Consider the following 11,313-nt stretch of genomic DNA (forward strand, 5'->3'; position numbering starts at 1 on the left):
ATGGGCGGAACAACACAAAAACCTGTGGGAGCTGGCGTTGCCAGCGATGAGGCCAGCACTGACAACATCATTGCCTGGTCTGGCCTCATCGCCGGCAACGCCGGCTCCCACAGGGTCCCGAGTTGCCTTCAGGCAGGCTGCTGTGTCCGCAGTTTCTCGCTGCGCCCGCGCAGCCATTCCAGGGTCAGCAACAGCACTACCGAGAAGGCGATCAGCAAGGTGGCCGCCGCCGCGATGGTCGGGCTCAGGTTCTCGCGGATACCGCTGAACATCTGCCGCGGCAGGGTCGCTTGCTCTGGGCCGGCGAGGAACAGCGTTACCACCACCTCGTCGAACGAGGTCGCAAAGGCGAACAACGCCCCCGAGATCACCCCCGGCGCGATCAGCGGCAGGGTCACCCGACGGAAGGTGGTGATCGGCGAGGCGCCCAGGCTGGCTGCGGCGCGGACCAGGTTGTGGTTGAAGCCTTGCAGGGTCGCCGACACGGTAATGATGACGAACGGCACACCCAGCACCGCGTGCACCAGGATCAACGACAGGAAGCTGTTGCCCAGGCCCAGCGGGGCGAAGAACAGGTAGCTGGCCACGCCGATGATCACCACCGGCACCACCATCGGCGAGATCACCAGGGCCATGATCAGCGACTTGCCGGGGAAGTCCCCGCGGGTCAGGCCGATCGAAGCCAGGGTGCCGAAGACCATCGCCAGCACCGTGGCCGCCGGGGCGACGATGATGCTGTTCTTCAGGGCCCGCATCCATTCATCGGAAGCGAAGAAGTTGTGGTACCACTGCAACGAGAAGCCTTGCAGCGGGTAGACCAGGAAGCTGCCGGAGTTGAACGACAACGGAATGATCACCAGCACCGGCAACACCAGGAACAGCAGGATCAGCCCGCAAAGAATGCGCAAGCTGTAGAACCAGACCCGCTCGACGGGCGACATGTACGGACTCAGCATGACGACGCTCCTCAGCTCAGACGCAGGCGGCTGGAGCCGACCAGCCAGCTATAGATCAGGTACAGCAGCACGGTGGCCAGCAGCAGCAGGCCGCCCAGCGCGGTCGCCATGCCCCAGTTGATGCTGGTGTTGGTGTAGAAGGCCACGAAGTAGCTGACCATCTGGTCGTTCGGGCTGCCGAGCAGCGCCGGAGTGATGTAGTAACCGATGGCCATGATGAACACCAGCAGGCACCCGGCGCCCACGCCGGCGTAGGTCTGCGGGAAGTACACGCGCCAGAAGCTGGTGAAGGGATGGCAACCCAGGGAGATGGCCGCGCGCATGTAGGTCGGCGAGATGCCCTTCATTACGCTGTAGATCGGCAGGATCATGAACGGCAGCAGGATGTGGACCATCGAGATGTATACGCCGGTACGGTTGAATACCAGTTCCAGCGGCTTGTCGATGATGCCGATGGCCATCAAGGCGCTATTGATCAGGCCGCCGGATTGCAGGAGCACGATCCACGCCGCCACCCGCACCAGGATCGAGGTCCAGAACGGCAGGAGCACGAGGATCATCAGCAGGTTGCTCTGCCGGGTCGGCAGGTTGGCCAGCAGGTACGCCAACGGATAGGCCAGCACCAGGCAGATGGCGGTGATGACGAAGCCCATCCACAGGGTCCGGGTGAAGATATCCAGGTAGATGGATTGATCCGGGGTGGCCGGGGCCAGTTCACCGAGATCGTCGATGCGGTGGTCGAGGGCTGCCAGCAGATAGAACGGCGTCACGCTGCTGGTATTGCGACGGATCGCCTGCCAGTAGGCAGGGTCGCCCCAGCGCTCGTCGAGCTCCTGCAAGGCTTCCTTGTAGGAAGCCGGCTCGGTCTTGAACGGCAGGGCCCGGGCAGTTTTTGCCAGCAGGCTGCGGTAGCCGGCCAGTTCCATGTTGAGACGCTTGGACAGGTCGCCCAGGGTCTGGTTCTTGCGCGACTCGGCGAGGTCTTCGCTCAGCGCTTTATAGACGGGCTCGCCCGGCAGACTCTTGCCATCCCACTCCGCCACGGCGGCCACGGTGCGCGGCAGGCCGCCGACCACCTCGGGGTTGCCGACGCTCTTGTACAGCAGCGCGGCGATCGGCACGAGAAACACCAGCAGCAGGAACAGCGCCAGCGGCGCGATCAACGCCTGCGCCTTGAAGCGGTTGACCCGCTCGGCACGCGCCAGACGCTGCTTGAGGGTAGGACCTGCGCCTTCTTTGAGGGGCACTGCGATGGCCATAGCGAACTCCGGAAATCTTGGAAAACGGGGAGCGCCGGCTCGGCACCGGCGCTCCATCGGGGCGACTTACTTGGCCGCCCAGGCGTTGAAGCGTTGTTCCAGCTGTTCGCTGTTGTCAGCCCAGAAGGCCACGTCGATCTGCACCTGGTTGGCGATGTTTTCCGGGGTGGTCGGCATGTCCTTCTTGATCTCGTCGGACAGCAGTGCGACCGCCTTGGAGTTGGCCGGACCGTAGGCAATGTTTTCCGAGTAGATTTTCTGCTGCTCAGGCTGTACCGAGTAGGCGATGAACTTCTTCGCTTCCTCGGCGTTCTTGGCGCCCTTCGGAATGGCCCAAGCGTCGAAGTCGTAGATACCGCCGTTCCACACCACCTTCAGGTTGCTCTCCTTCTGCACCGCGGCGATCCGGCCGTTGTAGGCCGAGCTCATGACCACGTCGCCGGAAGCGAGGTACTGCGGCGGCTGGGCGCCGGCTTCCCACCACTGGATGTTCGGCTTCAGCTCGTCGAGCTTCTTGAAGGCGCGATCCTGGCCGTCCTTGGTGGCGAGCACCTTGTAGACGTCCTTCGGCGCAACGCCGTCGGCCATCAGGGCGAATTCCAGGGTGTACTTGGCGCCCTTGCGCAGGCCACGCTTGCCAGGGAAGTTCTTGGTGTCCCAGAAGTCCTTCCAGCTGGTCGGTGCGGTCTTCAGCTTGTCGGCGTTGTAGGCCATGACCGTGGACCATACAAAGAAACCGACGCCGCATGGCTGGATAGCGCCTGGCACATAGTCGGACTCGTTGCCGAACAACGCAGGATCCAGTTCCTCGAACATGCCCTCGTCACAGCCGCGAGCCAGCTCCGGCGACTCGACCTCTACCAGGTTCCAGGACACGCTCTTGGTGTCGACCATGGCCTTGACCTTGGCCATTTCCCCGTTGTACTCGCCCGCGACGATCTTGCCCTTGCCGGCCTTTTCCCAAGGCTCGTAGAACGCCTTGACCTGCGCCGCCTTGTTGGCGCCGCCGAAGGAAATCACGGTCAGATCGCTTGCCGCCATTGCGTGGGTCGCAGTGCACAGACCCAATGCCAGGGCGGTCAACTTCAAGTGTTTGAGCATTCTTGTTCTCTCCACAGTGCAGGGTGTTGGTTAGCAAACCTCAGTGGGCTTCCAGGATAGGATCGAGGGCACGTGCATGCTCGACCTCCCAGCCCAGCGGTACCACGTCGCCCACGGCCAGGGCCGGGTCGAGTTCGGCGATCGGCTGCTTCACGAAGAAGTCGGCCTTGCCGCAGACCTCCAGACGAACCCGCACGTGGTCGCCCAGATAGATGAACTCGGCCACGCGGCCGGAGAAGCGGTTCACGCAGCTTTCGCTGTGGCCGTTCAGGCGCACCCGCTCCGGACGCACCGACAAGGTCACCGGCTCGCCCGGCTGGCCGACGTTGACCGCCAGTGCCTCGACCTTCTCGCCACGGGCCAGGGCCACCAGGCAGCGCTCGCCGTCGCTGCTGAGCAGGCGGCCGTTGATGCGGTTGTTCTCGCCGATGAAGTTGGCGACGAAGGTGTTCTTCGGCTCTTCGTAGAGGGTGCGCGGATCGGCGATCTGCTGGATCTCGCCCTGATGGAACACCGCCACGCGGTCGGACATGGTCAGCGCCTCGCCCTGGTCGTGGGTCACGTAGACCACGGTCACGCCCAGGCGCTGGTGCAGGTGCTTGATCTCCATCTGCATGTGTTCGCGCAGTTGCTTGTCGAGGGCGCCGAGGGGTTCGTCCATCAGTACCAGCTGCGGTTCGAACACCAGCGCCCGGGCCAGGGCCACGCGCTGTTGCTGGCCACCGGACAGCTGGCCGGGGTAGCGCTGGGCGAAGGCATCGAGCTGGACCATGTTCAGTACGCGCTTGACCCGCTCGCTGATGTCGGTCTTGCTCAGGTTGCGCACGCTAAGGGGGAAGGCCAGGTTCTCGGCCACGGTCATGTGCGGGAACAGCGCGTAGTTCTGGAACACCATGCCGATGTCGCGCTTGTGCGGCGGCACGTTGTTGATCGAGCGACCGGCCAGCTTGATCTCGCCGGCAGTCGGCGTCTCGAAGCCGGCCAGCATCATCAGGCTGGTGGTCTTGCCCGAGCCGGAGGGGCCAAGCAGGGTAAGAAACTCGCCCTTGCGGATGTCCAGGTTGAGGTCCTTGACGATCAGCGATTCGCCGTCGTAGCTCTTTTGCACACCACGGAAGCTGACCAGGATCTCGCCGGACGCAGCGTTCGAACTGACCTCACTCATACCTGCACCTTTTTGTTGGATGACTGCTGTGATCCAAGCGTAAGGAAAGGCCCGGGCGGCGCAAATCGGGGGTGCTGAGAGATTGATATCAGCCGGGTGGAAGGGTGCTTGTAGGGATCGCCCTACAAAGATGGCGGGTTTAGGTATGTCTTGAGGGCCTCATCGCTGGCGAGCCGCATACAGAATCCTGTGGGAGCTGGCTTGCCAGCGATGAGGCCCGCCCAAACGACATCACTCTTTCGGACGTCGCTTTCAGAACACTCAGAGCAGCTTGTGCTCCATCGCATACTTCACCAACTCCGCCAGCGAGGTGACATTCAGCTTCTGCATCAGGCGCGCCTTGTGCGTGCTGATGGTCTTGTTGCTCAGCGCCAGTTGCTGGGCGATATCGTTGACATTGGCCCCCTGGGCCAGGCGCTCGAACACCGAGAACTCGCGCTCCGACAGCAGCGAGTGCAGCGGCCGGGTATCGGTCAGGCCAACCTCGAAGACCATGCGGTCGGCCAGATCCGGATCGATATAGCGCCCGCCTCCGGCCACCCGCCGGATCGCCGTCAGCAGCAGGGCCGGATCGCTGTCCTTGGTGGCATACCCCGCAGCCCCCACCTTCAACGCCCGGGCGGCCATCTGCGCTTCGTCGTGCATGGACAGCACCAGGATCGCCGGCGGAGCATTCAGCGCGCGGATCCGCGGAATCGCCTCCAGGCCGTTGACCCCCGGCATCGAAATGTCCAGCAGGACCACTTCGCATGGCGTATGCCGCAGCGCATCCAGCAACTGTTCGCCATTGCCCGCCTCGCCCACCACCTGCATGTCCTTGGCCAGGCCGATCAACTGCTTGATGCCCTCGCGCACGATGGTGTGGTCTTCGGCCACCAATACTCGAATCACTGCCCCGCTCCTGTTTCATCCAAAGGAATACGCACGCTCAGGCTGGTGCCCTCGCCAGGTTCACTGTGCAGATGCATCTCGCCACCGAGCATCAGCACCCTTTCCCGCATGCCGACCAGCCCGAAGGAGCTTGGCCGACTCTCATCCGTCATGAATCCCACACCATCATCGCTGACGCTCAGGCACAGCATAGGCCCTTCACGGGTCAGGCTGATCTCCACGGTATGCGCCCGGGCATGGCGCATGACATTGGTCAGCACCTCCTGCAACACCCGGAACAGCCCGGTAGCCTTGGTATCGCTCAAGGGGGGCAGGTTTTCCGGCACCTGGACCAGGCAGGGAATCTGCGTCCGCGCCTCGAAGCGCCGGGCCTGCCATTCGATGGCCGAGGCAATGCCGGCATCCAGGATCGGCGGACGCAACGCCGTCGCCACATCGCGAACCAACTGGAAAAGCTGGGCGATCAGGCGCTTCATGCTGCCCAAACGTTCCGTAAGACCCGGATCAAGGTCGGCGTAGGCCAGTTCGCACATGGACGTTTCCAGCTTCAGCACGGTCAACATCTGACCAAGCTCGTCATGCACTTCCCGGGCGATCCGCGCCTTTTCCTCCTCGCGCACACTCTCCAGGTGCGCGGCCAGTTCACGCAGATGCTCGCGTGAGCTCTCCAGCTCCAGCTCGACCTGCTTGCTCTGGGTGATATCCCAGACGATGCCGTCCCAGACCACCCGGCCATTGCTCAGGGTTCGGGCACTGGCCTTGATATCGGCCCAACGCTGCTCACCTTGACGGGTGAGTATGCGGCCCTGCCACGACCAGTCGCTGTCAGTGGCCAGGGCCTGATCCTGGACCCGGTGATAGTCCGCACGGTCATCGGCATGCACCAGGTTGCGCAGGCCCATCTTCGGATCCTGGATCTCCGCCGGGGCGTAGCCGACCAGGGTTTCACTGCCCTCGCTGATGTAGGGAAACTCCAGCTCGTCGATTCCCGGGTCGCGCTCCAGGCGGAACACCAGCCCCGGCACGTTGGCGGCGATCCCCTTGAGCCGCGCCTCGCTCTCGCGCTGGGCAGCCAGGGCGCGCCGGCGCTCGCTGACGTCCGTCAGGTACACCACAAGGTATTCGGCATCACGAAAACGCAGGAAGCTCAAGGACACGTCCACCGGCAGGAACGAGCCATCGGCGCGCAGCCACTGGGTTTCGAAGCGCTGCGCCGACTCGTCGCTGGCCCGCGCGCGCTTCCACAGGTCGAGCCAGCGGTCCATGTGCAGTTGCGGTTCGAAGTCGATCAGCGGTCGCTCCACTACCTTGCCCGGCTCGTAGCCAAGCATGACCTCGGCAGCGCGGTTGGCATAGCGCACATGGCTGTCCCAGTGCACCCAGAGAATGCCGACAGTGCTCTGGTCCAGGGAGAACTGGCTGAGGCGCAGCGCCTCTTCACGCCCCAGGCGCTCGGCGAGGTCCTCCCGCGCTGCCAGCAGGTTGTGTTCCAGGAAACTCTGCTGGCGGCGCTGCCAGACGATGATCGCCACGCTACTGAAGAACAGCGCAGCGAACAGCAGCGCAAGGTTCTGCCAGAAACCGGGGGACTCGCTGAGGCGCGGATATCGGGGTTGCAGCCAGCGGCTGTGCAGCTCTTCCAGGTCCCTCGCGGGAATTGCCTGCAGACCACGTTCAAGCACATCCGCGAGCAACGGCCAGTCCCGCCGTGAGGCGACCCGCAGCAGTTGCGGGAAACCGATATCGCCCACCACCGCCAGTTCGCTGAACTCGCTCTCGCGGGACAGCCGGCTCAGTTGCGCTTCATCCACTACCGCATAACGGGCCTGCTCGCTGACCACCAGTTGCAGGGCCTGGCGTTCGCCTGGCACCCCCTGGAGGTTGAGATTGGTGTAGGTGGCGCGCAGATGGTCGGCCACCGCACTGGGCATGCGCACGGCAACCCGCTCGATCTCGCCGATGTTCTCCACATCCACCGCCACCGCGCCGTTGCGCTGGCCGACGATCAACTGCGGCACGCGCATATAAGGGTCGCTGAACAGCCACAGGCGCAGGCCGGCAGGCGTCTGGGTCAGGCCCGGGGCCAGGTCGATCTCGCCCCGTGCCAGGGCATGCTCAAGTTCGGCCTGGTCGGCGAAGTTGCGCCACGTCAGGTCCAGGCCAAGGTTGCGCGCCAGCAGGTTCATGACCTCGACATTGACCCCGGACAACTGTTGCAGGCGCCGGTCGAACTGGGCGAAGGGCGCCTGCAGGATCATCCCCACGCGCAGGCTGCGATGCTGCTCCAGCCATTCCCGCTGAGCCGGGTCGAGCTGCACCAAGGAGGGCGCAGGAGCAGCCCAAACGATCAAGGGCAGGAAAAAACAGCCGATAACCCACAGACGGCGCAAACCAATCATCTTGAATCTCGTCATATAGAAGGACGCCTGCCGAGCATGGCCGTCCCGGACAAATACCATTAGGCTGCCGGTCTCAATCTGGCCTGGATCGATCAATGTTCTCACTTTATCGCGCAACGCTTCCTGCGTTATGCCTGACCTTGATACTACCTTGCAGCGCCCATGCCGAGGATGGCAAAACGCCAGAAAGCAGCGCGGATGCCACGGTGCAACGCCCGGCCCTTATCGAGCGCAATCAAGAAGACGCCCTCGCCCTGGAGCGCCAGGTGCCCAAGGAACAGCAACAAACCCTGCTGGCAGGCAGCGACAGCTTCCTCGCCCTGTGGAAACCGGCGAATGATCCGGCGCCCCACGGCGTACTGGTACTCCTTGCCGGCGCCGGCGAAACCGCCGACTGGCCGAAGACCGTCGGCCCATTGCGGCGCAAGTTCCCGGATGCGGGCTGGGGCACCCTCAGCCTGGCCCTGCCCGACCTGCTGACCGACAGCCCGGTGGCCCGTACCGAAAGCCCGGCCCCGGCACCCCAGGCAGAAGACACCAGCAAGGCCGCTCCGGCCAAGGACACACCGGCCGACGCCAACGCCAACATCGCTCAGGCCACGGCGCCAGAGACCGACGCGGAAACCAGCGATAGCCCACCCGCCGACGCCAGCAGCGACAACACCGACGCCGAGCGCATCTTCGCCCGCCTCGATGCCGCCGTGGCCTATGCCCAGCAGCAGAACGCGCGCAGCGTGGTAATCCTCGGCAACGGCACCGGCGCCTACTGGGCCGCGCGCTACCTGAGCGAACGCCAGCCGGCGCAAGTGCAGAAACTAGTGATGGTGTCGGCGCAGGCGCCGATCAAGGCCGAACACAGCCTGGAAAGCCTGACGCCGTCTCTGAAAGTGCCAACCGCAGACGTCTACTACAACGATCAGGGATCGGCCCGTCAGGCAGCACAGCAGCGGCTGCAAGCCAGCAAGCGCCTGAAGGACAGCACCTACAAGCAGGTCGCCCTGACCGCGATGCCCGGCAACCGCTCTGCCGAGCAAGAGCAGTTGTTCCGGCGGATTCGTGGCTGGCTGAACCCGAGCAACGTGGACTAGAACTCGAGGCGTTTGCGAATGATCGCGTAGGCCTGGTGCAGCTCGCGGGTACGTTCGGTCGCCTCGCGTACCTTGGCCGGACTGGCCCCGCTGCCTTGCAGTTTGTCGGGATGATGGCGACTGACCAGGCGACGATAGGCCTGCTTGATCTCACTGGGCACAGTGTCCGGGCCGACACCCAGCAGTCGCAACGCCTCGGCGTAGCTGCCGGGCCCTTCCAGCACCGCCTTGCGCGGTTCATAGTCGCCCGCCAGGGCCTGCACCTTGGCCGCTGACCAGCCCAGTTGCCGGCCCCAGTGCAGCAGCAACTCCCTCTCGTCACGCCCGGCGCGGCCATCGGCCCATGCCATGCGGCAACAGGCACGCAACACCCCTTCTGCGGCATGGGGCTGTTGCTTCAACCGTTGCAGGTAGCCCTCGACCCTCTCCCGTCCGGCCTTGCCGAGGTTGAATGCCGCGATGGCTTTCCTGCGGGCGTCGTCGTTCATTTCCAGGCGCTGCATTTCCTGGCGCGCCTGCTGGATATGCGCTTCGACCACCCGCCCGTCACTTTTGGCCAGCCGCCCCAGCAGCACGAACAGCACCTCGTCGTCGCGAAGCACCGGACGACCGCCAAGTTTTTCCCGCAGGTGCGCCCAACTGTGCAACTGCAAACGGCGGTCCATCGCCTGCCCGAGCAGGGCTCCCAACAGCGCGCCAGGAATGCTGGCAACGGCGAAGCCGGCTCCGGCTCCGATCACTGTGCTCGGCCACAACATATCAACGACGCTCGGCGAGCAGGCGCTCGACTTCGGCAAGTCGCTCGAGGGTACCGACATCCACCCAGTGGCCGCGGAAGTGCTCGCCACTGACCTTGCCGTCGGCCATGGCTGCACGCAGCAACGGCGCCAGCTTGAACGCGCCGGCCTGGCAACCGGCGAACAGTGCCGGGTCGAGCACCGAGATACCGCTGAAGGTCAGGGTGCCGTCGGCTCCGGCGCCGTCCTCGACCTGCCCGGCGACCAGACGGAAGTCACCGGCGCCATGATGGCCGGGGTTATCCACCAGCACCAGATGAGCCAGGCCTTGCAGCGGCTGGTGCAGGCGTGCGAAATCGTAGTCGGTCCAGATATCGCCGTTGACCAGCAGGAACGGCTCGTCCCCCAGCAACGGCAGCGCCTTGAAGATGCCACCGCCGGTCTCCAGCGGCTCGCCCTCGGCGGAGAAACGGATGTCCAGGCCAAACCGCGAGCCGTCGCCGAGATGATCCTCGATCTGCTGACCGAGCCAGGCGTGGTTGATCACGATGTCCTTGAAACCCGCCGCAGCCAGCCCCTTGAGGTGGTATTCGATCAACGGCACTCCGGCGACCGGCACCAGCGGCTTGGGCGTATGCAGGGTCAGCGGGCGCATCCGCTCGCCCTTGCCGGCCGCAAGGATCATCGCCTTCATGAACGCACTCCGAGACTGTCGATCAGCTCGCCCAGCCCGGCCAGTTCCGGCCGGCGGGAAATCACTTCTTCTATATAGGAGAAGAACCGCGGGACATCGGCCAGGTAGCGCGGTTTGCCGTCGCGGTGGCAGATACGGGCGAAGATGCCAATCACCTTGAGGTGACGCTGCACGCCCATCAGGTCGCTGGCGCGGTGGAAGTCCTCGAATTCGGGTTGCACCGGAATACCCGCGGCCCGCGCCCGCTCCCAGTAATCCCGCAGCCAGGCGGCGACCTGCGCTGGCGGCCAGCTGAGGAAGGCGTCCTTGAACAGGCAGGTGATGTCATAGGTGACCGGGCCGTAGACCGCATCCTGGAAATCCAGCACACCCGGGTTGGGCACGCTGCGCATCAGGTTGCGTGGCATATAGTCGCGGTGCACCAGCACCTTGGGCTGGGCCAGGGCGCTGTCGATCAGCAGGCTGCTGGCCTGCTGCCACAGGGCAAGCTGGTGCTGGTCGAAGGTCTTGCCCAGCTCGCGACCGACATACCACTCGGGAAACAGCTCGATCTCGCGGCGCAGCAGGGCCAGGTCATAGCTTGGCAGAGGCGCGTCCATGGGCAGGCGCTGGAAGGCCAGCAGCGCATCGATGGCATCGTCGAACAGGGCGTCGGCGTTGCCGGCGTCGATCACGTCCAGGTAGGTCTGGTTGCCCAGGTCGCTCAGCAGCAAGAAGCCGCGCTCGAGGTCCTGCGCATGGATCACCGGCACATTGACGCCGGCAGTCGCCAGCAAGCGGGCGATCGCCACGAAGGGGCGGCAGTTCTCCTGGGGTGGCGGCGCGTCCATGATGATGAAACTGCGGCCGTCGGCCTGCCAGCGGAAATAACGGCGAAAGCTGGCATCGCTGCTCGCGGCGGTCAGGCTGCCTGCGGGAACCTGGCCCCACCCCTGGGTTCGAAACAGATTCGCCAGTTGCTCATCGAGCCAGACGGTCAGGTGTTGCAGGCGTACATCGTGATCGGGCATTGCAAGGGTCTCC

10 protein-coding genes are annotated in these 11,313 nt (G+C 64.5%); 1 reads left to right on the forward strand and 9 read right to left on the reverse strand.

Annotated elements, in window-relative coordinates:
* Positions 1-128: 128 nt before the first annotated feature.
* The 6 genes from ACKLLE_RS17285 to ACKLLE_RS17310 form a co-directional block, all read right to left on the reverse strand.
* Entirely contained in the window at positions 129-956 is an 828-nt protein-coding gene (locus ACKLLE_RS17285; protein ID WP_064302973.1) for an ABC transporter permease, read from the reverse strand.
* An 11-nt stretch (positions 957-967) separates the two neighbouring features.
* Positions 968-2,215 (reverse strand): ABC transporter permease, encoded by a 1,248-nt coding sequence (locus ACKLLE_RS17290; protein WP_009404266.1) that lies wholly within the window; start codon positions 2,213-2,215, stop codon positions 968-970.
* A 66-nt stretch (positions 2,216-2,281) separates the two neighbouring features.
* Positions 2,282-3,316: an ABC transporter substrate-binding protein gene (locus ACKLLE_RS17295; RefSeq protein WP_009404265.1), complete on the reverse strand. Its 1,035-nt coding sequence runs from the start codon at positions 3,314-3,316 to the stop codon at positions 2,282-2,284.
* Between the two features lie 40 nt (positions 3,317-3,356).
* Positions 3,357-4,481 (reverse strand): ABC transporter ATP-binding protein, encoded by a 1,125-nt coding sequence (locus tag ACKLLE_RS17300; protein WP_009404264.1) that lies wholly within the window; start codon positions 4,479-4,481, stop codon positions 3,357-3,359.
* A gap of 261 nt (positions 4,482-4,742) precedes the next feature.
* Positions 4,743-5,372 (reverse strand): response regulator, encoded by a 630-nt coding sequence (locus tag ACKLLE_RS17305; protein ID WP_009404263.1) that lies wholly within the window; start codon positions 5,370-5,372, stop codon positions 4,743-4,745.
* Positions 5,369-7,771, reverse strand: a complete 2,403-nt coding sequence (locus ACKLLE_RS17310; RefSeq protein WP_420058617.1) for a PAS domain-containing sensor histidine kinase — start codon at positions 7,769-7,771, stop codon at positions 5,369-5,371. Before ACKLLE_RS17310 ends, ACKLLE_RS17305 begins: the two co-directional genes overlap by 4 nt.
* Before the next feature lie 95 nt (positions 7,772-7,866).
* Here ACKLLE_RS17310 and ACKLLE_RS17315 point away from each other — a divergent pair, with 95 nt between their 5' ends.
* On the forward strand, positions 7,867-8,859 hold the full coding sequence (locus ACKLLE_RS17315; RefSeq protein ID WP_420058618.1) for an alpha/beta hydrolase family protein: 993 nt from the start codon (positions 7,867-7,869) through the stop codon (positions 8,857-8,859).
* Here the strand turns inward: ACKLLE_RS17315 and ACKLLE_RS17320 are convergent.
* From ACKLLE_RS17320 to ACKLLE_RS17330, 3 genes are read right to left on the reverse strand one after another with little or no spacing between them, the layout of a single operon-like run.
* Positions 8,856-9,617 carry a TerB family tellurite resistance protein gene (locus tag ACKLLE_RS17320; RefSeq protein WP_064302976.1) on the reverse strand — a complete coding sequence of 254 codons (762 nt, stop codon included), beginning with the start codon at positions 9,615-9,617 and terminating at the stop codon, positions 8,856-8,858. The genes ACKLLE_RS17315 and ACKLLE_RS17320 overlap by 4 nt on opposite strands.
* Position 9,618: 1 nt before the next feature.
* The gene (gene murU, locus ACKLLE_RS17325) at positions 9,619-10,290 is read right to left on the reverse strand and encodes an N-acetylmuramate alpha-1-phosphate uridylyltransferase MurU (protein WP_064302977.1); all 672 of its coding nucleotides are present in this window, start codon (positions 10,288-10,290) and stop codon (positions 9,619-9,621) included.
* Positions 10,287-11,300 carry an aminoglycoside phosphotransferase family protein gene (locus tag ACKLLE_RS17330; RefSeq protein WP_420058619.1) on the reverse strand — a complete coding sequence of 338 codons (1,014 nt, stop codon included), beginning with the start codon at positions 11,298-11,300 and terminating at the stop codon, positions 10,287-10,289. Before ACKLLE_RS17330 ends, murU begins: the two co-directional genes overlap by 4 nt.
* Positions 11,301-11,313 lie beyond the last annotated feature (13 nt).

It is taken from the genome of Pseudomonas bharatica, assembly GCF_048586865.1.
Taxonomy (GTDB): domain Bacteria; phylum Pseudomonadota; class Gammaproteobacteria; order Pseudomonadales; family Pseudomonadaceae; genus Aquipseudomonas; species Aquipseudomonas bharatica.

Excerpts from the sequence above, each read along its gene's own strand:
- ACKLLE_RS17290 (WP_009404266.1), bottom strand. The coding sequence starts at position 2,215 with ATGGCCATCGCAGTGCCCCTCAAAGAAGGCGCAGGTCCTACCCTCAAG.
- murU (WP_064302977.1), bottom strand. The coding sequence starts at position 10,290 with ATGAAGGCGATGATCCTTGCGGCCGGCAAGGGCGAGCGGATGCGCCCG.
- ACKLLE_RS17315 (WP_420058618.1), top strand. The coding sequence starts at position 7,867 with ATGTTCTCACTTTATCGCGCAACGCTTCCTGCGTTATGCCTGACCTTG.
- ACKLLE_RS17310 (WP_420058617.1), bottom strand. The coding sequence starts at position 7,771 with ATGATTGGTTTGCGCCGTCTGTGGGTTATCGGCTGTTTTTTCCTGCCC.
- ACKLLE_RS17330 (WP_420058619.1), bottom strand. The coding sequence starts at position 11,300 with ATGCCCGATCACGATGTACGCCTGCAACACCTGACCGTCTGGCTCGAT.
- ACKLLE_RS17320 (WP_064302976.1), bottom strand. The coding sequence starts at position 9,617 with ATGTTGTGGCCGAGCACAGTGATCGGAGCCGGAGCCGGCTTCGCCGTT.
- ACKLLE_RS17285 (WP_064302973.1), bottom strand. The coding sequence starts at position 956 with ATGCTGAGTCCGTACATGTCGCCCGTCGAGCGGGTCTGGTTCTACAGC.
- ACKLLE_RS17300 (WP_009404264.1), bottom strand. The coding sequence starts at position 4,481 with ATGAGTGAGGTCAGTTCGAACGCTGCGTCCGGCGAGATCCTGGTCAGC.
- ACKLLE_RS17295 (WP_009404265.1), bottom strand. The coding sequence starts at position 3,316 with ATGCTCAAACACTTGAAGTTGACCGCCCTGGCATTGGGTCTGTGCACT.